Raw genomic sequence first — 22,181 nt, forward strand, 5'->3', positions numbered from 1 at the left:
CCTGACGCTTTCATGGTAACAGCTGGCTCCAGCCGGTGCGGAGCGAGTCAGAGGATGGCAGGCGCCTGGGCGAAGTCTGTGATAGCGCCATCGGCCTTGGAACGGATGGAATCCCAGTCCTTGGCCGAGGACTGGTCGTACATGGCCCAGACCTTCATCCCAGCGCGCTTGGCCGAATCGACGGCGACAAGAAGATCCTCGAACACTGTGCAGTGGTCAGGCGCAACGCCCAACATCCGCGAAGCCAACAGGTAGATTTCCGGCTCCTCCTTGCCTATGCTTTCGGCGTCATCCACACTGCAGACCTGGTCGAAACAGTCGACCATGCCTGCATGTTTCAGGGCAGCCTGTCGCAGGCGCGGCGGGAGGCTGGTCGCCACAGCCAGTGCGGCACCGCTGGCCCTCAGCGCTCGCAGGTAATCGAGTGCATGCGGCTTGGGCTGCACGGCCGTGGCGTAGAGCAGGAGCGCGTCCTGGTTCCACTCCTCCACCAAGTCCTCTGGGCGCTCGTCAAGGTGGAAGCGGTCAATGGTGTATCTGGCGATGGCGCCGGTCTGCATGGAGGCCACTGCAGAGGCGTAATCGTCTGGCATGGGGATGTTGCGGCGAGCGAAGAAACGTTGGTCGATTTCCTTCCAGACTCCCATGGAATCCAGAAGTGTGCCGTCGAGATCGAAGATGGCGGCCTTGCCAATGTTGACTTTTGTTCCATTTTCGCTCACGCTGCAAGTTCTCCTATTCGTCGAAGTCATTCATAGTAGCATGACCGCAGATCACGTCCGGACCGGCGGCCTGGAGCCGAAGCACTGCCCAATCAGCCTTGGCTTCAAAAAAGTAGGTATGTTCAACAGTTTAATATTGCTGCACAATGCATCAATCCAGGCGCTTGTCAAATATTTTGCGCTCAGTGAGTGAAAAGCGCATAAAAGTTGAAGAAAATATACAATATTGATTGAAACAATGTTAGCATGCAAATACTAGAGAAAATCATCGAAAAAGGAGACTTATGGCTATTCAAGAAACGACAGCGGCTCTGGCTGATCCACTGCGTCGTCGTGTGATGGATCTTTTGGAGCAGGGCGGCATGGAGGCTGGACGCCTGGCCGAAAAGCTGGGAATGACGCCATCCAAGCTGTCCTATCATCTGCGGAAATTGAAAGAAGCAGACCTGATTGTCGGCCACAAGCAGGGCACCAGGGTCATCTACGAACTCAATCTGAGCGTGTTGGACAGCACTATTCAGTGGCTCTACCGCCTGCGGACCAGCGCCAGCGACAAGAGAAGTGTGTCTGAGCCGCAGACTGTGAGCAAGGAAACTGGTTCGACGGCAGTTTCCGAGTCCTAAGGAGACTCTCATGGCGGATGGCAGCAAAGCGGGTCGGTTCGTCCCGACCCTTGTCGCGGCTCAGTGGTTGCCGGGGATAATCATGCTGGGCGTAAGCCGCATAGTGGTCAATCGTCTGACGAATGAAAAGGTCCCGCTTCATTGGAATGCACAGAACCAGGTGGACCGCTGGGGCTCTCCCCAGGAGCTGGTTTGGATGCCCTGCTTCTGCCTTGTCATTGCGCTGATTTGGACCATCCTCATGCTCGTCCTGCGCGCATATTTGATTAAACGTGGTGATGAAGCGGGACATACCTTGACCGTTTTTCTGCTTGGTGGTCTATGCATGCAGATTATTTTCGCGGTTTTAGATCTGTTCGAATTAGCTGTTGCTGATCCGCATTGGGGCTGGTGGCCGACGGATTTCGGCATTGATAAGGTCGCCATGCTTTTGACCGGTCTGACTCTCATAGTCATCGGCAATCTTGCTCCTAAAACCAGACCCAATGGCATCAGCGGTTTTCGGGTGCCAGGTGCCTACTCCAGCCGCGAGGCTTGGCGCCGTTGTCAGCAGTTTGGCGGGGTGCTCTTCATGATTCTGGGCGTGGTCATGATCCTGGCCGCCCTGGCTTATAGCGGAGTCAGGCTCTACTGGATCTGTGGAACCGCTCTGGCAATCGTCCTTGTACTCATATGTGCCTATGGTTCATACGCTGGCAGGAAGTATGCCGGGCAGGGAGAACCTATATACCACCGTTAGTTCCTGTATGCAATGCGTGGACTGAATGAGACGGTAAATGTCAGATCAGAATACAAGTAAGAACTTCCAGAATTCGCTGGAAGGATGTCGAAGCTGATTTAGATCAAATCAAGTATCCGGCAACATGGTGCTTGATGGTAGCGTCAGTACACGAGTCAAATTCGACAGTTCGACCAGTCATCGGCTTTCACGCAGAAAGCTCTATTAGTGGCCATGGTGCACAGCCTGTATTTCATGGAAATCAGCCTGTCGAAAACAAGGATTAAAGCCAGCGCACTTCTGTCGGGGATTATTGAGGAAGTAAGAGCATCCCCGGTATCTTGCTCGTCTGACTAATCCAAGAATGACTGGCTACACGCCCAACAATCACCCGCACACTCACCCGCTTGAACTTGCATAGCTGTCCAGCCAGTTCAGATTCCAGGGAAGTTCTTGCTTTCTCATCAATGATTCACAGTTTTGCTTAGATTAATGAATTCATATACGCCATCGTTTGATTTCTGCAGTTTAGAACCATCTGTTTTAAATCCTGCTCTCTGGTAAACTTTAATTGCACGTTTATTGAAGCTAGCTACAGATAGAACTATTATTCTGTAATTGAAATTATTCTGTATAAATGCTTCGATCTCTGTAATGAAATTTAATCCCAGCCCTCGTCCAGTCAAGTCCGGTCTCAATCCTAAACCGACTTCTACCCTTTCCTCTGATAACCTTTCCAAGCAAAAATAACCAACCAGTTCATCTGTATCGTCCAAAATCTGATAGTACTTATTTGCCCGCAACCTTGGAGTGATTATCTCTTCAAAATCCTCTTGATCATTCTCCATATCGTAAAAACTATACATATCGCTGTAATGCCATTCTCTGGCTATCTGGTCTGCATTTGCCTGAGTTAATAACGCTATTTTTTCAAACTTCATATTTTTCCCTTACTCAATATACAGACTCGGAATTTATATTGGTAATAATGGTACAAAGACCTCGTTTAAGTGACCCAACAGTCAATCAATAAAACCCAAACTTTGGAAAAGACACGAATCTTGTAAGCCAAGTTTGCATTGCGAGGCTACCGGAGTGAGATGGTCGAGGTGCTGCGCCCGGTCCGCAGGGGTATGGAAAGGTCCCTGGGCCGACTCAGGAGCCGGGCCAGGGACCTTCTTTACTTGCGCTTCTTCTTCTCGCGTATATGCACCGAGATCTGGATGGGAGTGCCCTCGAAGCCGAACTCCTCGCGTAGGCAGCGTTCCAGATAGCGGCGGTAGCCGTGCTCTAGGAAGCCGGTGGCGAAGATCACGAAACGCGGCGGTCTGGTGGAGGCTTGGGTGGCGAAGAGGATCCTCGGCTGCTTGCCGCCCCGCAGCGGATGCGGGTGTGCAGCCTGAACCTTGCCCAGGAAGGAGTTGAGCTTGCCGGTCGGTATGCGCTTGTCCCATGATTCCAGAGCGGTGCGCATGGCCCTGGCCAGCCGGTTGGTGTGCCAGCCGGTCTTGGCGGAAAGGTTGACCCGCTCGGCCCAGGTGACCCGGTCGAACTCGGTCTGCCAGAGCCGCTCAAGACGCTGACGGCCGAAGTCGTCCAACAGATCCCACTTGTTGAAGACCAGGACGATGGCCCGGCCGGCATCCACAGCCTGGCTCATGACCTTCAGGTCTTGGTCGGCGATGGGCTGGGAGGCATCAAAGAGAATCAGCGCCAGTTCCGAGCGTTCGATGGCCGCCTGGGTGCGCAGGCTGGAGTAGTACTCGGCACCCGAGATCTTGTGCAGGCGGCGCTTGATGCCGGCGGTGTCGATGAAGAGCCAGTCCTCGCCGTCCACCTGGACCACCTCGTCGACCGGGTCACGGGTGGTGCCGGCCACATCGTGGACCACGGCCCGCTCCTCGTGGGCCAGCTGGTTGAGCAAGGAGGACTTGCCCACGTTGGGCCGCCCGACCAGAGCCACCCGGCGCAGGCCCTCCGGGGTGAGGAATCCTGAGGTCTTCTCGGCCTTGCTGAGCTGTTCCAGCGCGGCGTCCAGCAGATCGCCTATCCCCCGGCCGTGCATGGCGGAGATGGCATAGGGTTCGCCCAGGCCCAGCTTCCAGAATTCGGAGGCGGTGTAGTCGGCCATCCGGTCATCCAGCTTGTTGACGGCCAGGACGACTGGCTTGCCTGCGGCCCGAAGCATGGTGACGATCCGCTCGTCGCTGGCGGTCAGCCCCACCTGGCCATCCACGACCAGAATGACGGCATCCGCCAGGGATACGGCGACCTGCGCCTGGGAGGCAATGGCGGATTCGATGCCCTCCACATCGCTCTCCCAACCGCCGGTGTCCACCAGCTTGAATTGGGTGCCGGCCCACTCGGCCTCATAGCTGACCCGGTCCCGGGTCACGCCGGGGGTGTCCTCGACCACGGCGGCACGACGGCCGAGAATCCGGTTGACCAGGGTGGACTTGCCCACGTTGGGCCTACCCACCACGGCCAGCACGCCTACGGCCTTGGGGCCATGGTCCTGGTCATCCTGGTTTTCGGAGCCTCCCTCCAGCAGGGCTCGGTCCTCTTCATCCAGCTCATAGTCGTCCAGGTTGCGGGCATACTCGTCGTAGGAGTCCTCCTCCATGGCCGAGGAAACCAGATCGATCAGGACCTGCAGGGTCTGCTCGAAGGTCAGATCGGAGTTGTCCACGGTGGTCACCCCGTCAGCGGCGCTCATGAAGGAGGTGACCTTGGCATCCCGGGCATCCCGGGCAGCCAGATCCTCGGCGCCAGCCGACCCTGAGTGTGCCTGGCCGCTTCGGCGAGCCTGACGGACCTCCTCACGGGCTGTCAACAGCACACGTACCTGGGCATCCGGGGCCACTACCGTGGTGATGTCCCGCCCCTCGGCCACCACGCCTCGCTCCTGGTCGGCCATGATTGCCTGCTGGGCGGCGATGAGGACATGGCGCACGGCCGGAATCGAAGAGACCACGGAAACATGCTCGGAAACCTTGGTGGAACGTATCTCTTCATCCACATCACGGTCATCCAGGCTGACTCTGGGATGTTCGGGGTCCAGTCCCATGACCAGGTGGCCGCCGGTGATGGAATCGGCAACGGCTTCAGTGATCGCCTCCTGGTCGGGTTGATCCGCGTCCAAGTCCAGCCCGCGGTCCATGCACCAGAGGGTGACCGCCCGGTACATGGCACCCGTGTCCAGGTAGGCCAGGCCGAAATGTTTGGCCAGGGCCCGCGAGGTGGAGGACTTGCCCACGCCTGCCGGGCCATCGATGGCGACGGTGATCACAGTCCGACCTCCTTATCCAGGGCCTTGATCTCGGCGGCGGAGAGCACCCGGTATGAGCCCGGACGGATCTCGCCCAGTCGGATGGGGCCAATCTGGGTGCGCACCAGCCGGGTCACCGGGTAGCCGATGGCGCCGAAGATGCGCCGGACTATCCGGTTCTTGCCCGAATGCAGGACCACCTTGACGATGGTGTGCTCGCGGTTGTGGTCGATGATGGCGCAATGGTCCAGGCGGATGAGGCCGTCGTCCAGCTCCACCCCTTGGCTGACCAGCCGCCGGCAGACGTTGCCGCCGATGTGACCACTGAGCGTGGCGATATAGGTCTTCTCCACCTCGTAGCGCGGGTGCATGACGTGCTGGGCCAGCTCCCCGTCGTCGGTCATGAGAATCAGGCCCTCGGAGTCGTAGTCCAGCCTGCCCATGTGGAAGACCCGCTCGTAGCGGTCCCCGATGATGTCGCGCAGGGTGAACCGGCCCTTGGGGTCGTCCATGGTCGAAAGGACCTTGCGGGGCTTGTTCAGGGCCAGCGTGACGTGCTTGTCGTTCAGATGGATGCGGGATCCATCCACGCGAATTTGCTGGTGGGAGGGGTCAACCCGGCTGCCCAAGGTGGTGACCAGCTCGCCGTCGACCTCGACCCTGCCCTGGGTGATGATCTGTTCGCATTTGCGACGAGAGCCGAATCCGGCCTGGGCCAGCACCTTCTGGAGGCGGATGCCTTCCTCCCCCTGTTCGCGCGCTCTGATCGCCTGTGTGTATGGATGTGGCATCGTTCTCCCAACGTGGCCTGATAGATATGTAACGGATGACGTTCTGGACGACCGCAGCCGCCGAAAGGTCATATCATACTATATCGGAGCCTAGGGAAGTGTTGTTGGCTTGCTCTAAGCTAGAAACTGTTGTTGTTCATTGTCGTCGAAGGGATTGCAAGGTGGGGAACATGACTATGGAAGCAAGTGCTGAGCCGGTCCTCGAAAAGGCCGACGGGCAGGTTGCCGCAAAGCCCGTCCGCAGGCGGATCAGGGCCCGTGATGTTCGCTGGATTCGTGCGGCCGCAGAGCTGGCGGGCACCTTCCTGATCTGCGCGGTCATCTACCTGTCCTACAGCTTCGGCCAGCTGGTCATGGGCCAGCCAAGCGTGGTGCTGCCGGTTCTGGGAACCGCCCTGACCTACCTGGTCGTGACGGCCATGCTGGGTGGCGTCTCCGGTGGACACTTCAACCCCGCTGTGACCGTGGCCGCCATGTTCACCTCTCAGATCGGCATTGTTGATGGGCTGATCTACATCGTCGCCCAGGTGATCGGCGCTATTGGCGCCGGTGCGATCGCCGTCGCCCTTGTTCCGGTCAGCAAGTCCGTGCCGGACAGGACCTGGCTCATGTTCTCGGTCAACGGTTTTGCCGGAGGCTCGCCCGCTGCAGCCACCCTGGGCCAGCAGCACATCGCCTTCGGGGCGCCCATGGCCATCGTGGTTGAGCTGATCGGCTGCATGATCGTGGTGGCTGCGGCCATCACCACCCTGCGCTCCGACGGCCGTGCCCGTCGCAACCATGCCCTCTATACCGGGCTGGCCTACGGCGTCGGCGTACTGGTCACCTACCCCATCACCTGCTCGGGACTGAACCCGGCTCGCTCCACCGGCATCGCCATCTTCGCCCAGTCCAAGCACATGGCCGTCAGCCCGATCTCCCAGCTCTGGCTCTTCTGGATCTGCCCCCTGCTGGCTGCATCCCTGGTGGCCCTGGTCATCATCGTGACCAGCATCATCACCGACAACATGGCCATGCGCGCCATGGGCGCTGCTACTGATGCGCAGCTAGTTGTACAAATGGATGCAGATGCTCAGGCACAAGCACAAGCTGATGCTTTTGCCCCCGGTGCCCAGGCTCAGGCGGGCCCGGATGCTCAGGCTGAAGCCTTTGCTCCTGCCGGTGCCCAGGCTCAGGATCAATCGGCCCAGGCATCTCCTGCTCTGGTTCAAACCCCTGTTGCTGATACAACTGACACGGTCGCCCCTGCAGACACCAATGCTCAGACCGTCGATGTATCGTCTCTATCCGATTCCGATGCAGGTCAGAATACTGATGCTGGAGAGGACACTGTTGCCCCTGCTGAGGCAGGAACCATTCCTGATCTGCAGATCGAGCCCCTTCACACCACTTCCGAAGACGAAGACGGTGACACTCAATCCGAAGACAAGCCTACTGAAGACTGAACCATCGAGGATTGAAAGCCTGGAGGGGGTCACAGCAGCAGCTGAATGCTGAAGTAGGTGACCAGGAGGCCGATGCCCAGGGCTATGCTGATGAAGGCATCGAAGGGCACTGACCGCACCTTCCAGGGGCTGCGATCCTTGAGGATCAGCCGCAGGGCGCCGCAAACCAGGGCCGCGATGGACACCAGTCCAGTCGCGGCCCATGTGTATCCGAGGAAGGCCACAAGCGCGGCGACCAGCACCACCAGAAAGATGATGCCCTCGCAGACAGGACGACCCTCCTGAGCCTCAGAGACGAAGGGATGGCCTCGGCCTGATGTCTTGGGTGGCTGTGGGGGCTTGAGGTCCGGATTCTCGACCTTGTCTGCGTCTGTCATACTCTCCTGCCTCTGCACTTGCTCTGTCGGTTCGAGCCTACCAGCGCTGCTGACGCAAAGCGACCGTGCCGCCATCGCCCTTGGACGATGATGGCACGGTCACTGTTTCAACAAGGAGCCAGAGCAGTCCGATCAGTTCTTGTGCTGGAAGATCAGATGCTCGTTGGCGAAGGTGTCGAAGCCCAGGCTGTAGAGCTCGCGGCCATAGCCGGAGTTCTTGATGCCTCCGAAGGGCAGCTCTGGCATGGTCACCCAACCGCCGTTGATGAAGGTCATGCCGGTCTCGATGCGACGTGCCAGGGCATCCGCATGTTCGGTATCCGAGGAGAAGACCACACCACCCAGGCCGTAGCTGGAGTCGTTGGCCAGTTCGATGGCTTCATCCTCGTTGGCCACCTTGTAAATGGAGGCTACGGGGCCGAACATCTCCTGGTTGTAGACGGGGTTGTCACGGTCGATGTCCGTCAGAACCGTCGGGGTGAAGAAGGCCCCCGGCGAATCGTAGGGCTTGTTGCCGTAGACTACCTTGGCTCCACCGGCCACAGCCTTTTCGACCTGCTTGGCCAGATTGTCGCGGGCGGAGACCATACACATGGGGGCCAGGGTGGTTTCGGGGTTGCTGGGATCACCCAGAACCGCGTGCGAGAAGGCGTCGACGATGAGCGAGACGAAGTCGTCGTAGCGGTTCTCCGTGACGATGAAGCGCTTGGAGGAGGTGCAGACCTGGCCGGCGTTCGTCAGCCTGGCGCCTGGGGCCACCTTCTTGAGCAGATCCCAGTCAGCGTCATCCAGGACGATGAAGACGTCGTTGCCGCCCAGCTCCATGGAGGATTTCTTCAGGTGGGCTCCGGCCGACTTGGCCACTGAGGCACCACCGCGCTCCGACCCGGTAAGGGCCACGCCAGAGACCCGTGGATCGGCGATGGCACGGTCCACCTGGTCATAGTTGATGAAGAGGTTGGTCAGGCTGCCCTCGGGGGCTCCAGCCTTGGTCACGGTCTCCTCGAAGGCCACCGCCGAGCCGGGCACGTTAGAGGCGTGCTTGAGGATCATGGGGTTGCCCAGAATGAAGTTGGGGGCAAACACACGCATGATCTGGTAGTAGGGGAAGTTCCAGGGCTCCACCATGACCAGGACGCCCGTTGCCTGCTTGACGTAGTAGGCCTTGCCAGCGGGGTTGTCCAGGGGGACGGGAGCCAGCAGCTCCTCGGCGTGGTCGGCGAAGTAGTCGGCGATGTCCGCGCACAGCTCCACCTCGGCGCGGGCCTCGCCCACCAGCTTGCCCATGTCCCTGGTCAGGTTGGCTGCCAGAGCGTCCTCATCCTGACGGAAGAGCTTGGCCACCTGCCGCAGCTGAGCGGGGCGGTCGCCGGGGCCCTCCTGCTTGCGCCAGGTCTTGTAGAGGTCATGGCCGCGGGCCAGGGCGTTCTCCAGATCTTCGTCTGTGGCATCCGGGTAGGTCTTGATCAGTTGGTTGTTAAAAGGATTGACTGTCTGATAGGTCACAATATCTCCTTCGATTATGGGTCCCAGTCAGCATCATCGCTGGTCAGTTCATTCAGCATATCACTGCATTGGACCCCGCGGTCAACGAATTTGCCGCAGGGCGACATTCGACCGCGGGGTCCGGTTTCATCAGTGGAAGAAGTGGCGGGTTCCGGTCAGATACATGGTCAAATCGGCGTCCTGGGCGGCCTTGATCACCTCGGGATCACGGATGGACCCTCCCGGCTGCACCACGGCCCGGATACCGGCCTGGATCAGATACTCCAGACCGTCTGCGAAGGGGAAGAAGGCGTCGGATGCAGCCACAGAGCCCTTGGCACGGTTACGGCCCTCGTCCAGGGTGTTGGCACGCTCGACCGCCAGGTGGCTGGAGTCCACCCTGTTGACCTGGCCCATGCCGATGCCCACGGTGGCTCCCTGGTTGGCCAGGAGCACGGCGTTGGATTTGACCGAGCGGATGGCCCGCCAGGCGAAGGTCAGATCATCCATGGTCGCCTGGTCGGCGGGGCTGCCGGAGACCAGACGCCAGGTGGAGGGATTGTCTCCCGGGGCGTCGATCAGGTCGGGCGTCTGCACCAAGGCTCCCCCGTCGATTTGACGGATGACCGGGCGCTGACGCGGGCGGCGTTCCACAGCCAGGATGCGCAGGTTCTTCTTGGTACGCAGCAGGTCCAGGGCCTCGGGCTCATAGCCCGGAGCCACTATCACCTCGGTGAAGACCGGCTTGATCTGCCGGGCCATGGTCAGGGTGACGGTTCGGTTGGCGGCGATGACCCCGCCATAGGCGCTCATGGGGTCGCAGGCGTGGGCTCGGCGGTGGGCTTGGGCGATGTCCTCCCCCACGGCCAGACCGCAGGGGTTGGAGTGCTTGACCACGGCCACTGCGGGCAGGTCGGGGAAATCCCAGACCGAGCGCCAGGCGGAGTCAGCGTCCACATAGTTGTTGTAGCTCATTTCCTTGGCCCCGCCCAGGTGCTCTGCCGCGGCGAAGCCATCCCGGTCCAGCGGGTCCAGGTAGAGGGCGGCCTCCTGGTGGGGGTTCTCGCCGTAGCGCAGCTGGTTGGCCAGACGCCAGGTGCGAGTCAGTGCCGGGGCCGATTGCTGATCTTCGGTCTTGTCATGCTTGTCGTCGACCCATGTGCGTGCAGTCCACTCGGCGATGGCCGCGTCGTAGGAGGCGGTCAGGGCGAAGGCTTTGGCAGCCAGGTGTCCACGCTCGGACAGGCTGAACCCGGTGCCGGAGGCGATGCGCTCGGCGGCCAGGGCATAGTCGTCCGGGTCGGTGATGACAGCCACACTGGCATGGTTCTTGGCGGCGGCCCGGATCATGGCAGGGCCGCCAATGTCGATACGCTCCAGGCACTGGTCTGGGTCGGCGCCCTCAAGGACGGTCTGCTCGAAGGGGTAGAGGTTGACCACCACCAGGTCGAAGGGGGCTATGCCCAGGTCTTTGAGTTGCCGGACATGGTCGGGGTTGGTCATGTCGGCCAGCAGCCCGGCGTGGATGTGCGGATCCAGGGTTTTGACCCGGCCGTCAAGGCTCTCGGGAAAACCGGTGACCTTTTCCACCGGGGTGACCTGGACGCCCAGATCCTGCAGCTTCTTTGCGGTGCTGCCGGTGGAGACGACCTCGGTGCCTGCCTGGCGGAAGGCCGATGCCAGGGATTCGAGGCCCTGCTTGTGGTAGACCGAGACCAGCGCTCGGTTGATGGTGCGATTCGTGGTGACCATGGAAACTCCTACTCCTATGCTTGATTGCCGAGGCGCCCCGCCACCTTCGGACCTACTTGCCTGGTCTGCGGGTGGACGAGACTTGTCGTGGTGTGTCTGCTCGGTCGGTTGCCTTGGGCTCCTTTCCCTCCTGACCGCGTGATTGGTTGTGTTTTTCCTTGTTTTCCGCTTTGGCGGAAGTCTTTTTGTCTCCTGCCTGGCGCAGATAGACGACCAGGGCATCCTTGATGATGACCAGTGCGGCGATGATGAGGGCCAGTAACCATACGCCCAGCAGGCCGACCCCCAGGGAGGTCCCGATCATGCGCAGGGAGGAGGCTATGGGCACGCCCACCCCGGCCAGTCGCTGGCGGCCCAAGGCCCCGTTGGAGAGTTGGAAAAGCAGGGCAAGGCCGAGCAGGGTGACCAGCCAGGCCAGGGCCATGGCCAGGGTTGCCATCAGGAAGCAGACTGCCGTATCCCGGGACTTCAGCCCTGCTTGGCGCACGGCAGCGTGAATTCTGACCCCCCATGGCCCGGTCAGCAAGAGAATGCCGGCAACCACGCCGGCCAGCAGAGGCAGGTTGAGCAGGAGCATACGAACCCGCTGCCGGGAGACCGGCTCTGGGAAAAGCCCGAAGAGAGGCAGCGAGGGCAGGCTGGAGGCGTGGCCGGACCAGAGGGTGAAGGTGGCCAGCTGGCCGATCTTGAAACCGTTTCCGAAGAGCCAGGAGGCACCCCAGATGATCAGGTTGGGCAACCAGGCCAGGGACGCCAGGCTGGTCGTCACAGCCGAGGCGGTGCCCATACGTGTCAGTTTGAACAGGCGGCCCACATCTCCGTGATAGAGAACGATCCAGACGATCAGGGCGATCAAGCCGGCGGCCAGCATGGCTGCCAGGAGGATCAGGCCGGCTGTGAGGCCAAGCCGAACGGTCTTGCGGACCTGGACAGGCAGAGCTTCTTTGGTGCGCTTGGCTACAGCTTGTCGGAATGGTTCGGAACGGACCCATGCCCAGCCGTAGCCCAGCAGAAAGACCAGTCCGGTGCGCAGAAGAATGACCGGGGTGGTGTCCACCTGGATGGTCTGGCTGCCCTGCATGAGGATGAGGCTGCAGAGCACCCAGACGACCAGACCGGCGATGCAGCCGCCGACGGACATGCCCATGCGGCCGACCAATGTGCGGATCACCCAGATCAGCAGACCGGTCAGCAGCAGGGGAATGATGGTCAGGGTCAGGGCTCCGGCCGTGAATCCGCAGCCTTGGGTGAGCAGGGTGATGGTTTCCGTCAGGGCCACAGTGGCCATGGACAGCGATGGACCGCCCTCCTCAATGGAAATGATGAGCAGGAGCAGGGCCATACAGGCACCTAGGGCGACAGTGTAGATAAGCATACCTAGGAAGGCCTCTAGGGCCCCCCGGAGCCATACCTTCACCCTGTCGGTCATATGATGGCATGCTCCCGCAGCAGGTCGCGGGTCAACCTGGCCGTCTCACCGGGTGTGGTGCCCACCTTGATGCCGACGGACTCGAGCACTTCTTTCTTGTCTGCCGCCGTGCCCTTGCCCCCCGAGATGATGGCTCCGGCGTGGCCCATCTGCTTGCCCTCGGGTGCGGTGAAGCCGGCGATGTAGGCCACGATGGGCTTGGTCATGTGGGTGGAGGCCCAGTGTGCGGCCTCCTGTTCAGCCGAGCCGCCGATTTCGCCGATCATGACGCAGGCCTTGGTTTCAGAATCGCGGTTGAAGGCCTGTAGAGCCTCCAGCATGGTGGTGCCCACAATGGGGTCGCCGCCGATGCCCAGGCAGGCGGTGAAGCCGATGGAGGACAACTCCCCCATGAGCTGATAGGTCAGGGTGCCGGACTTGGAGACCAGGCCAAGCGGACCGCGACCGGCGATGCCCTGCGGGATGATGCCCAGATCCACGCCGACGCCGTTGGGCCGGTCGGACATGGTCATCAGTCCGGGGCAGTTGGGGCCTACGATGCGGCAGCCGTGTTCCCTGGCCAGGGCTACGCAGTATGCGGTATCGGACACGGGAATGCCTTCGGTGATGACCACGATCAGGGTGATGCCGGCCTCGATGGCCTCGACCATGGCATCCTTGGCGAATCTGGGCGGCACGAAGACCACGGAGGTGCGGGCTCCGGTCGCCTGACGGGCTGCTGCGCAATCGGCGTATACGGGCACATGACGGGCCTGGCCGTCCGGACCCTCGAAGTCTACCGTCATTCCGGCCTTGCGGGCGTTGACCCCGGCCAGGATGTTGGTGCCTGCCGCCATCATGCGGGCCGTGTGGACCATGCCCTGGTGGCCGGTCATGCCCTGGACCATGACGGGGGCGCCGTCTTCAACGAAGAGGGTCATCGTCCCGTCTCCTTTTCTGCCTGAGCGGCCAGAGCCACAGCCTGGTCTGCCGCCTCCTCCATGGTGCGGGCCACCTTGAGCCGAGGCTGTCGGGCCCTGACCAGCAGGTCCAGTCCCTCTGCAGCCTCATTGCCGTCGAAGCGGACCACGATGGGCCGGTCGTCGTTCTGATCCTGCTCGCCTGCAGCGTTCACGGCGGCCAGGATGCCTTGGGCCACCTGCTGGCAGGAGGTGATGCCCCCGTAGACGTTTACCATGACCGAACGGACCTTGGGGTCGGAGAGGACCACGTCCAGGCTGGTGCGCATGACCTCGGGCGAGGCTCCGCCGCCGATGTCAAGGAAGTTGGCGGGTCCAACAGGAACGCCCTGTCTGCGTCCCGACCCGGCGACCGCATCCAAGGAGCTCATGACCAGTCCTGCGCCGTTACCGATGACGCCCACCTGGCCGTCCAGATGGACGTAGTGCAGGCCTGCGGCCTTGGCCTTGGCTTCCAGCGGGTCCACTTGGGCCGGGTCCGTGAACCGTTTCCAGCCGTCGTGCCGGAAGGCTGCGTTCCCGTCCAGGGAGATCTTGGCATCGAGGGCATCCAGATGCTTGGTGGCCTCGTCGTCCGGGTCGCCCACCTTGGCCAGAGGGTTGATCTCGACCAGGGTTGCATCGCTGTCCTGGAAGGTGTGCCACATACACAGGAGTATCTGCGCAGCCTGCTCCAGATCAGCGTGGTAGAAGCCGATGCGCTCGGCCATGGTGCGGGCGGCCTGCCTGTCGAAATCCTCCAGGGGGCCGATGTGCAGGCGCCGGACCGATTCGGGGTGCTCACGGGCGATGGTCTCCACCTCGGTGCCGCCGCTGGCCGTGGCCAGGACATCATAGTCCCGGGAGGTGCGGTCCACCGAGATGGACAGGTAGTACTCGTGCAGGATGTTGCGTGCCTCGGTGACCAGGATCCCGCTGACCGGATGGCCATCAATGTTCATGGGCAGGATGGCCTGAGCCAGAGCCACGGCCTGATCGTGATTCTCGGCTCGCTTGACGGCGCCTGCCTGTCCCCTGTGGCCGATGGTGGCCTGGCCCTTGATCATGCAGGGGTAACCGATGACGTCGGCTGCCTGACCGGCCTCTTCTGCGGTTGAGGCATAGACGGCCCTTGGCTGGGAGATGCCATGTTCGGCGAGCAGCTGCCTGGCCTGGTATTCGTACAAATCCATGGTGAAGGTCCCCCAATCGAGCTCAGGCGGGCATGTTCATCAGGCAGGTGACCGGGTAGTCGCCCAGGGCCTTGCGGCCGTCCAGACCGTTGAGTTCCATGACGAAGCTGAAACCAGCAACCCGGCCTCCAGCCTGCTCCACCAGATGTGCAGCAGCCTGTGCGGAACCGCCGGTGGCGATCAGATCGTCGACAATCAGGACTCGCTGGCCGCGGCTCAGGGAGCCCTGCTCGATTTCGATTCGGGCGTTGCCGTACTCGAGGGCGTATTCCTGGCTGTAGGTGGGCTCAGGGAGCTTGCCGGCCTTGCGCATCGGCAGGAAGCCCTTGCCAAGGTCGCAGGCCAGCTGGGGGCCGATCAGAAAGCCGCGTGCCTCAAGCCCGGCTACCAGGTCGAAGTCCTCTGGCTTGACGGGCAGGGTACGCTTCATGGCGTCGAGGATGATGGCTAATCCCCTGGGATCCGACATGGCAGGGATGAAGTCCCTGAAAAGGATCCCCTTCTTGGGAAAGTCCGGAATGGTACGGATCAATGAGATCAGATAAGCGGCGTCATCATCGCCCACCTGCTTAAGTTCTCCAACCTTGATATCGTCCGATTGAGCCATGATCTTCTTTCTGTTTTGCTCCTTGGAAGTGGTTGCCGGGGCCATCATACGCGCGCCGCGTTTCCGTTCGGAGTCAGCCTGACGGAAGGTGTGGCGCGCGTATGATGTTCAGGACTTGTCGGAAGTTGAATCCGAAGTCTTGGAATCCTCGGACGCCTCCGATTCGTCAGCCTCATCGGACTTTTCCTCATCCTCAGTCTCGGCCTTGTCTGATTCGTCTTCTGGCTCTGGTTCGGAATCCGACCTGGATTCGGCCTCATCCTTGTCCTCGGATGCGGCAGAGTTCTCTGTGGCAGCATCATCGGCGGTGGTGTCTTCTGCGTCGGTGACCTCGGCGGGCGCATCCGCATCCTCGGCCTGCTCGGGCAGGGGGTTGCCGTTTTCGTCGACCTCGTCATCGTGGATGTAGGCCGGGACGATGGGCGGCTGGGTAATGGCCTGGATGCGCCAGCGTGACTGCGAACCCTCGGAGTCGATGACCACCTGCTCCTTCTCCAGGTCAACGGAGACGACCTTGCCCAGAAGGCCGGTGGTGGTGGCTACCTCGTCACCGGGCTGCAGGGACTGGCGGAAGTCCTGGACGGCGGCCTGCTGCTGTTTGCTCTTGCGGGAGCTTCCCCACATCATGGCGATCATCAGGGCGATGATGACGATCATGAAAATCATGGATCCCATGGTTGTTTCCACTCCTTGTTTCGACGGGTATCAAACGGCGCTATGCATTGCTGCGAAGACCCCAGTCTAGAACAGCTTCATGACATCCTCGGGCGGTTTGCGGCCCAGGTGCTCCCAGGCCTTGGAGGTCGCCACACGCCCCTTTGGGGTGCGTACCAGGAAGCCCTCACGCACCAGGTAGGGCTCACAGACCGTCTCCACCGTCTCGGCCTCCTCGCCCACCATGGCGGCCAGGTTGTTCAGGCCCACGGGTCCGCCGTCGAAACTGTTGACGATGGCCTTGAGGACGGCCAGATCCAGACGGTCCAGCCCCTCGGAGTCGATCTGGTAGAGGGCCAGGGCCTGCTTGACATCGTCAGGGCCGACCTGGTCAAGATCGTGGACTATGGCCCAGTCGCGCACCCGGCGCAGGAGGCGGTTGGCGATCCTGGGCGTGCCACGGGAGCGCAGGGCCAGCTGATGGGCGGCATCATCCTGCAGAACGATGCCCAGGACCCTGGCCGACCGCTCGACCAGCTTCTCCAGCTCCTCCTCCGGGTAGAAGTCCAGGTGGGCGGTGAAGCCGAAGCGGGCCCGCAGGGGCGAGGGCAGCATGCCCTCACGGGTGGTGGCGCCGATGACCGTGAACCTGGGCAGGGTCAGCGGAATGGAGGATGCGCCAGGGCCCTTGCCCACCATGACATCCACGCGGAAATCCTCCATGGCGATGTAGAGGAGCTCCTCGGCGGCCCTGGGCAGGCGGTGGATCTCGTCGATGAAGAGCACCTCGCCGGCTTCCAGGGAGCTCAGGATGGAGGCCAGGTCGCCGGCGTGCTGGACTGCCGGGCCCGAGGTGACGCGGATGGGCACCTCCAGCTCGTGGGCGACGATCATGGCCAGGGTGGTCTTGCCCAGGCCTGGAGGGCCTGCCAGCAGGATGTGATCCGGGGCCACGTCACGCTTTTTGGCGGCCTTCAGGAAGAGTCCCAGCTGGGCCTTGAGCCGGGGCTGGCCGATGAACCCGTCCAGGGTTTCCGGACGCAGCTCCTCGTCGCTGACCGGCTCGCCTTCGATGGGTCGGGCCGAGACCATCCGCAGGGATTCCTCCTGGGCATCGCCATTCTGGGAGTCGATGTACCCCGTGGACATCTGCTTGTCAGCCATGGGTCAGCGCCCCCTGTCCAGCCGGGTCAGGGCCTGCTTGAGGACCTTGGGAATGTCGGCCGACTGAAGGGGCAGGGAGTAGCCGCCCTCGCTGCAGGTCTGCTCCACGGCCTGCTCGGCATCACGTTGCATCCAACCCAGGGAGATCAGCCCCTCCACCACCTGATGGGCGCCATCATCGGTCTGGGCGGGTCCCTGCTTGCCTGTGCCGGCATCCAGATCCAGCTTGCCGGAGAGTTCGAGGATGATCTTCTGAGCGCCCTTCTTGCCAAGGCCAGGCGCCCGGGACAGGGCCGCAGCATCGCCGTCGGCCACGGCCTGGGCCAGCTGGTCCGAGTTCAGGGTGGCGAGGATGGACAAGGCCACGCGGGGCCCGATGCCGCTGACCTTCTGTAATTGGGCAAAGAGCGATTTGGAGGTGCGGCTGAGGAATCCATAGAGGGTCAGCGCGTCCTGGGTCAGGGAAAGGGCGGTGTAGACGGTTACCGTGGACTCGGCCCGCATGGAGGCCAGGTCCGACTGGGGCATGCGCACCTCGAAACCCACTCCCGAAACATCGATGATGGCAGAGCCTGTTTCGATGGCGGCCACCCGCCCGGTCAGCATTGCCAGCACTTGATCACCCCTCGATGGAATTCGAACGTCTGTTCGAATCAGCTTACATGTCTCGCTGGACTCCCCGGTGCCTGCCGTACCTGGCAGAGGCCTGGGCCCACTGACGTTGGGCCTGGGTCAGATGCTCCTCGCGCTCCCCGCCCTGGATGGCCCCGGCCGGCCTCAGGGCGTGGCAGATGGCCTGGGCAAGAGCGTCGGCGGCATCGGCAGGCTTGGGCAGCTGGTTGAGACCGAGAATGCGTGCCACCATCCGCTGCACCTGGATCTTGTCGGCCTGGCCGTTGCCGGTCACGGCCATCTTGGCCTCGGTGGGCGTGTGCAGAGCCACCGGAATGCCTCGTTGTGCCGCCCCCAGCATGGCCAGCCCGGCCGCCTGAGCGGTTCCCAGCACGGTGTTGTGATTGGACTGGGCAAAGACCCGCTCGATGGACACCACGTCGGGGCTGAAACGGTCCAGGGCGGCCGTCAGCCCCTGGTAGATGGTCAGCAGCCGCAGGTCCTGGCTCTGTTCGGGGTCTGAGCGCACGACGTCCACATGAACAAAGGAAAGCCGGCGCGATGCACCGGCTTCAATGACGCCAACGCCGCATCGGGTGAGCCCCGGGTCGACGCCGAGAACGATCATAGGGTCACTCGTCGTCCAACTGGGCCATGACCTCGTCGGGGGCGGTCCAATTGCTGTAGATCTCCTGCACGTCGTCCAGGTCGTCCAGGTTGTCGATCAGCTTAGAGACCTTGCGGGCGGAGTCCAGGTCCAGGGTGACCTCGCTCTTGGGGTTGAGGACCAGATCGGCGGAGTCGTAGTCCATGCCCGCGTCCTGCAGGGCCTTGCGGACGTTGACCATGTCGCCGGGGGCAGTCAGCACGGTGTAGCTCTCGCCGTTGTCCTGCACGTCCTCGGCACCGGCCTCGGCGGCCTTCTCGAAGACCGTATCGTAGTCCAGGCCCTCCGAGGGGACGATGATCTGGCCCTTGCGCTCGAAGTTGAAGCTGACCGAGCCGTTCTGGGCCAGGGAGCCGCCGCCCTTGGTCAGAGTGGAACGGACCTCGGCGGCCGCGCGGTTGCGGTTGTCGGTCAGGCATTCGATGATGATGCCCACGCCTGCGGGAGCGTAGCCCTCGTAGACGATGCTCTCGTAGTTGGCCGCTCCGGCCTCCTCGCCCGAGCCGCGCTTGACGGCCCTGGTGATGTTGTCTGCGGGCACGGAGGACTTCTTGGCCTTGACGATGGCGTCGTAGAGGGTGGGGTTGCCGTCGGGGTCACCGCCGCCGGTGCGGGCAGCAATCTCGATGTTCTTGATCAGCTTGGCGAAGAGCTTGCCACGCTTGGCGTCGATGGCTGCTTTCTTGTGCTTGGTGGTCGCCCACTTCGAATGCCCTGACATATGTCTCCTGACGGTACGAATGCGTAAACGAATGGAATTCTAGTTCCGCTCTTCGACAATTTTACGGGTTTTCAGGCCCTTTCGTGGGGGCTTCATCGTAAAGAGAACCAGCCTTCCGGCCCACCAGTCTGCCCAGCAGGCCACGGCGATGATCGGGCCGGGCTGCCAGGGCCCTGGCGTAGACATCCAGAACCTGGTCGGTGACCCGCTCCCAGTCGTAGTCGCTGGCACGGCGCATTCCGCACGAGGCCAGGTCCAGGCGGGCAGGTCGGTCGTCCAGCAGGCCCAGGACCACCCGGGCGCAGTCCTGGGGGTCTCCGTTGGCGAACAGGCGTGCGCTGCGCCCGTTCTGGGAGACATCCTGGAAGGCGGGCAGGTCCGAGGCCACCACCGGGCAGCCCGCCGCCATGGCCTCGACCAGCACGATGCCAAAGCTCTCTCCCCCGGTCTGCGGTGCCACATACAGGCCAAGGCTGTGGTAGAAGGAGGCCTTGTCCTCGTCGCTGATCCGTCCCAGGAAGGTGAAGTGCCGGGCCAGTCCGGGATCGACGGCTTCGAGTATTTCCCGGGCCTCCCCCTGGCCATCACCTGCACACAGGAAGCGGGCTCCGGGCACCCGCTGCAAGATGGCAGGTGCGGCCTGGGCCAGAATCTTGAACCCCTTGCGCTCCTCCTTCATCCTTCCCAGGAATCCGATGGTGGGTTCCCGCTCGCTCCCCTGCCATTCCGGGCGCGGCCGGGCATTGCGCAGGGCTCCGGTCTCGATGCCGTTGGGGATGATCTGGCTGGGTATGCCCGGTTCCAGCAGATTCTTGGCGTTCTGCATGGCCGAGGGGCTGACGAAGATGGCCTGGCTGATGTTGGCCAGGTATCGGCGCAGGTAGCGCTTGGTCAGCCTCAGGGCCAGCGGGGTCGTATCGAAGGCCGCATGGAAGGTGGCCACATAGGGGCAGGGAATGAATCCGGGCCTCAGGGGCTTGTGGCTCAGGGAGGGCACCTCGGGCTCGTGCAGGTGCAGGATGTCGAAATGGCCCTGCCTGACCCACTGCCGGGTCTTGTGGCCGGCCACGCCGAAGTAGCTCAGGTTGGCCACGGATCCGTTGTAGGGAATGGAGAAGGAGGAGCCGGTGGTTTGCACCCAGAGGGGCATGTCCTGGGTGCGGCGGCCCGGGGCCAGAACCTGCACCTGGTGGCCGCGGTCCATAAGATGCCTGGCGAAGTCGCGGATGTGCAATTGGACTCCGCCCGGGGTCTCGAAGGAGTAGGGCGAAATGATCCCCACCCGCAGAGGCGCCTTGATGGCGGCCCGTTCCGGCTCCCGCTCAGGCCTTTGCTCGGGTGCCTTCATGCCCGTCACCTCCCTTGTTCTTGGATGCCTGGGCCAGGATGAAGTCCGGCAGGTCGTGCATCCGGGATAGATCCAGATCCTCAAGGAAAATCGGCTGGAGCATGTGCCAGTCCTCGGGATGCTCACGAATGCCTTGGGCCCACTGGTCCACCCAGGCCTGGGTCAGGTCCTTGATGGCCCGCTCCCGGGGCATGTCCAGGTAGGGCTCGATGGCGATGGGCCCGTCCACCTGGCAGACATAGCCGTAGGGGGTCTTTGCCTGCCGGCGGCGCTCCCCCGTCAGCCTTTCCCTGTGCATGTTCACGGTATACAGGGGCAGACGGGCATCCAAGGCAATGACGGCAGGTCCGGCGGCCACGCGAATCCAGGAGTCGAAGGCCTTGACGAAGACGCCTCGGCGGCTCAGGTCGCGGTCGGCCAGCAGGGGCACCACCTGGTCAGGCTTCCGCAGCAGGGTCGTCAGACGGCCGGTGATGTCCGGCTCGCCGGTCAGCAGGATGTTCATGCCCAGGCGGCGACGGATGTCCGCAAAGGTGTTGAGCATGCCTTGGTCCCGCAGCCGCTCGGCCACCGTGGTGACCTGGCCGACCGTGGAGCAGGCCCAGAAGCCCGCGTAGTCCCAATTGCCCTGGTGGCCCATGCCGATGGGCAGGGATCGCAGGCCGATGTCGCTCTTGGCCGGATCCGGGTAGGCGCTGCCTCCGCCGTGTATGCGTGCCAGCAGCTGCTCCTTGGTGCGGGCTCCCACGGTCAGGGCCTCGACGAAGTAGACGAAGTAGGAGCGCATGCCCTGGCGAGAGGTGCGCCGCAGGCTGCGACGGTCGGCCTCTGGCATGACATGGGCCAGGTTGCGCTCCAGCTGTCTGACGCCGCCTATCCGAAACAGCCAGCAGAGGTCGGCCGCCGCCAGGAAGAGGCCGCGCAGCAGCCCCTCGGGCACCAGACGCGCATGCTGCGCCAGAAAGATGAGCAGTCGGTCCGGCATAGGCTCACTCGTGGTTGGGGTTGGCGGGCTGCGGGTTGCGGCTCATGTCCTTGGCGACGTGGCTGATCCGCTGCCAGACGGTGACGATGCCCAGCAGGGCCAGCAGGACCAGGAAGCAGCTGAGCACTGCCAGGGGCAGCCCGGCTCCCGTCAGGGCCATGCCCACCAGGATGATGACCAGCCGGTCCGATCTGGTGGCGATGCCGTTCTTGGCCTCGAAGCCCTCGGCCTCGGCCCGGGCCCGGGCGTAGGAGGTGACGAAGGAGGTCATGATGGCGAAGAGGGCTGCAGCCATGCCCACCTGTGCCCAGATGTCGGGACCCTGGTGGCTGCCGTCGGCCACCCAGGCCAGCTCGTGGCGGCGCAGGTAGATGATGACCCCGGTCAGGACGGCCCAGTCGGCTATCCGGTCAAGGGTGGAGTCCAGGAAACCTCCGAATTGGGTGCCACCGCCGGTCAGCGCGGCCACGGACCCATCCAGGGAGTCGAAGGCCACCAGAATGGCCAGGACGATGGCCCCGGGCAGGAGCCAGCCGGTGAACCCGGTCGCGATGGCGACCAGGGTGGTGCCTACGGCTCCGCTGATGGTGACACCGTTGGCGCTCACGCCCAGACGAACCAGACCGCGGGCGATGGGGGCGATGATGCGCTTCCAGGGGCGTCGTAGATGCTCGAACATCGG

The 22,181-nt window shown here is 62.5% G+C and carries 23 protein-coding genes; 4 read left to right on the forward strand and 19 right to left on the reverse strand.

Going from position 1 to position 22,181, the window contains the following annotated elements; translation table 11 throughout:
- Positions 1-47 precede the first annotated feature (47 nt).
- Positions 48-695: an HAD family phosphatase gene (locus H3V04_RS02210; protein ID WP_198187494.1), complete on the reverse strand. Its 648-nt coding sequence runs from the start codon at positions 693-695 to the stop codon at positions 48-50.
- 67 nt (positions 696-762) lie between these two features.
- Here H3V04_RS02210 and H3V04_RS02215 point away from each other — a divergent pair, with 67 nt between their 5' ends.
- The 3 genes from H3V04_RS02215 (at position 763) to H3V04_RS02225 (ending at position 2,084) form a co-directional block, all read left to right on the forward strand.
- Positions 763-915 carry a hypothetical protein gene (locus H3V04_RS02215; protein WP_198187064.1) on the forward strand — a complete coding sequence of 51 codons (153 nt, stop codon included), beginning with the start codon at positions 763-765 and terminating at the stop codon, positions 913-915.
- Between the two features lie 91 nt (positions 916-1,006).
- Entirely contained in the window at positions 1,007-1,345 is a 339-nt protein-coding gene (locus tag H3V04_RS02220; RefSeq protein WP_198177806.1) for a metalloregulator ArsR/SmtB family transcription factor, read from the forward strand.
- Between the two features lie 10 nt (positions 1,346-1,355).
- Positions 1,356-2,084, forward strand: a complete 729-nt coding sequence (locus H3V04_RS02225; RefSeq protein WP_198187065.1) for an SdpI family protein — start codon at positions 1,356-1,358, stop codon at positions 2,082-2,084.
- A 443-nt stretch (positions 2,085-2,527) separates the two neighbouring features.
- Here H3V04_RS02225 and H3V04_RS02230 read toward each other — a convergent pair whose 3' ends face one another.
- The 3 genes from H3V04_RS02230 to H3V04_RS02240 all read right to left on the reverse strand — a co-directional run bounded on the left by H3V04_RS02230 (position 2,528) and on the right by H3V04_RS02240 (position 6,122).
- The gene (locus H3V04_RS02230; protein ID WP_198179614.1) at positions 2,528-3,004 is read right to left on the reverse strand and encodes a GNAT family N-acetyltransferase; all 477 of its coding nucleotides are present in this window, start codon (positions 3,002-3,004) and stop codon (positions 2,528-2,530) included.
- Positions 3,005-3,243: 239 nt separating this feature from the next.
- Positions 3,244-5,352: a bifunctional cytidylate kinase/GTPase Der gene (gene der, locus H3V04_RS02235; RefSeq protein WP_198179616.1), complete on the reverse strand. Its 2,109-nt coding sequence runs from the start codon at positions 5,350-5,352 to the stop codon at positions 3,244-3,246.
- Positions 5,349-6,122 carry a pseudouridine synthase gene (locus H3V04_RS02240; protein WP_198177802.1) on the reverse strand — a complete coding sequence of 258 codons (774 nt, stop codon included), beginning with the start codon at positions 6,120-6,122 and terminating at the stop codon, positions 5,349-5,351. Before H3V04_RS02240 ends, der begins: the two co-directional genes overlap by 4 nt.
- 170 nt (positions 6,123-6,292) lie before the next feature.
- On the opposite strand from H3V04_RS02240, the gene H3V04_RS02245 reads away from it, so the two are divergent.
- A complete protein-coding gene (locus H3V04_RS02245) occupies positions 6,293-7,567 on the forward strand; it encodes an MIP/aquaporin family protein (RefSeq protein ID WP_198179618.1) in 1,275 nt (424 codons plus the stop codon).
- 29 nt (positions 7,568-7,596) lie between these two features.
- Here H3V04_RS02245 and H3V04_RS02250 read toward each other — a convergent pair whose 3' ends face one another.
- From H3V04_RS02250 to pgsA, 15 genes are all read right to left on the reverse strand, one after another.
- A complete protein-coding gene (locus tag H3V04_RS02250) occupies positions 7,597-7,944 on the reverse strand; it encodes a DUF3017 domain-containing protein (RefSeq protein ID WP_232342426.1) in 348 nt (115 codons plus the stop codon).
- Between the two features lie 132 nt (positions 7,945-8,076).
- A complete protein-coding gene (locus H3V04_RS02255) occupies positions 8,077-9,450 on the reverse strand; it encodes an NAD-dependent succinate-semialdehyde dehydrogenase (protein WP_198187066.1) in 1,374 nt (457 codons plus the stop codon).
- Positions 9,451-9,579: 129 nt separating this feature from the next.
- Positions 9,580-11,181 (reverse strand): bifunctional phosphoribosylaminoimidazolecarboxamide formyltransferase/IMP cyclohydrolase, encoded by a 1,602-nt coding sequence (gene purH / locus H3V04_RS02260; RefSeq protein WP_198187067.1) that lies wholly within the window; start codon positions 11,179-11,181, stop codon positions 9,580-9,582.
- A 52-nt stretch (positions 11,182-11,233) separates the two neighbouring features.
- On the reverse strand, positions 11,234-12,610 hold the full coding sequence (locus tag H3V04_RS02265) for a DUF6350 family protein (protein WP_198187068.1): 1,377 nt from the start codon (positions 12,608-12,610) through the stop codon (positions 11,234-11,236).
- Complete coding sequence (sucD, locus tag H3V04_RS02270; protein ID WP_198187069.1) at positions 12,607-13,530, reverse strand: succinate--CoA ligase subunit alpha; 924 nt, start codon at positions 13,528-13,530, stop codon at positions 12,607-12,609. The genes H3V04_RS02265 and sucD overlap by 4 nt, the downstream gene beginning before the upstream one ends.
- Entirely contained in the window at positions 13,527-14,741 is a 1,215-nt protein-coding gene (sucC, locus tag H3V04_RS02275) for an ADP-forming succinate--CoA ligase subunit beta (protein WP_198187070.1), read from the reverse strand. The genes sucD and sucC overlap by 4 nt, the downstream gene beginning before the upstream one ends.
- A gap of 22 nt (positions 14,742-14,763) precedes the next feature.
- The gene (locus H3V04_RS02280) at positions 14,764-15,348 is read right to left on the reverse strand and encodes an adenine phosphoribosyltransferase (protein ID WP_198177795.1); all 585 of its coding nucleotides are present in this window, start codon (positions 15,346-15,348) and stop codon (positions 14,764-14,766) included.
- Positions 15,349-15,456: 108 nt separating this feature from the next.
- Positions 15,457-16,023, reverse strand: a complete 567-nt coding sequence (locus H3V04_RS02285) for a preprotein translocase subunit YajC (protein WP_198187071.1) — start codon at positions 16,021-16,023, stop codon at positions 15,457-15,459.
- A 66-nt stretch (positions 16,024-16,089) separates the two neighbouring features.
- Positions 16,090-17,166 carry a Holliday junction branch migration DNA helicase RuvB gene (gene ruvB, locus H3V04_RS02290; protein WP_229281692.1) on the reverse strand — a complete coding sequence of 359 codons (1,077 nt, stop codon included), beginning with the start codon at positions 17,164-17,166 and terminating at the stop codon, positions 16,090-16,092.
- Positions 17,167-17,169: 3 nt separating this feature from the next.
- Complete coding sequence (ruvA, locus tag H3V04_RS02295) at positions 17,170-17,781, reverse strand: Holliday junction branch migration protein RuvA (RefSeq protein ID WP_198187072.1); 612 nt, start codon at positions 17,779-17,781, stop codon at positions 17,170-17,172.
- 43 nt (positions 17,782-17,824) lie between these two features.
- Complete coding sequence (gene ruvC, locus H3V04_RS02300) at positions 17,825-18,406, reverse strand: crossover junction endodeoxyribonuclease RuvC (protein ID WP_154313483.1); 582 nt, start codon at positions 18,404-18,406, stop codon at positions 17,825-17,827.
- 4 nt (positions 18,407-18,410) lie between these two features.
- Complete coding sequence (locus H3V04_RS02305; RefSeq protein ID WP_045935369.1) at positions 18,411-19,166, reverse strand: YebC/PmpR family DNA-binding transcriptional regulator; 756 nt, start codon at positions 19,164-19,166, stop codon at positions 18,411-18,413.
- 61 nt (positions 19,167-19,227) lie between these two features.
- Positions 19,228-20,514, reverse strand: a complete 1,287-nt coding sequence (locus H3V04_RS02310) for a glycosyltransferase family 4 protein (RefSeq protein ID WP_198187073.1) — start codon at positions 20,512-20,514, stop codon at positions 19,228-19,230.
- Positions 20,489-21,499 carry a phosphatidylinositol mannoside acyltransferase gene (locus H3V04_RS02315; protein WP_198187074.1) on the reverse strand — a complete coding sequence of 337 codons (1,011 nt, stop codon included), beginning with the start codon at positions 21,497-21,499 and terminating at the stop codon, positions 20,489-20,491. Before H3V04_RS02315 ends, H3V04_RS02310 begins: the two co-directional genes overlap by 26 nt.
- A 4-nt stretch (positions 21,500-21,503) precedes the next feature.
- Positions 21,504-22,178 (reverse strand): phosphatidylinositol phosphate synthase, encoded by a 675-nt coding sequence (gene pgsA, locus H3V04_RS02320; RefSeq protein ID WP_198187075.1) that lies wholly within the window; start codon positions 22,176-22,178, stop codon positions 21,504-21,506.
- Positions 22,179-22,181 lie beyond the last annotated feature (3 nt).

The sequence above is a fragment of the Bifidobacterium sp. M0353 genome, from assembly GCF_016100645.1.
GTDB classification, from domain to species: domain Bacteria; phylum Actinomycetota; class Actinomycetes; order Actinomycetales; family Bifidobacteriaceae; genus Bombiscardovia; species Bombiscardovia choladohabitans.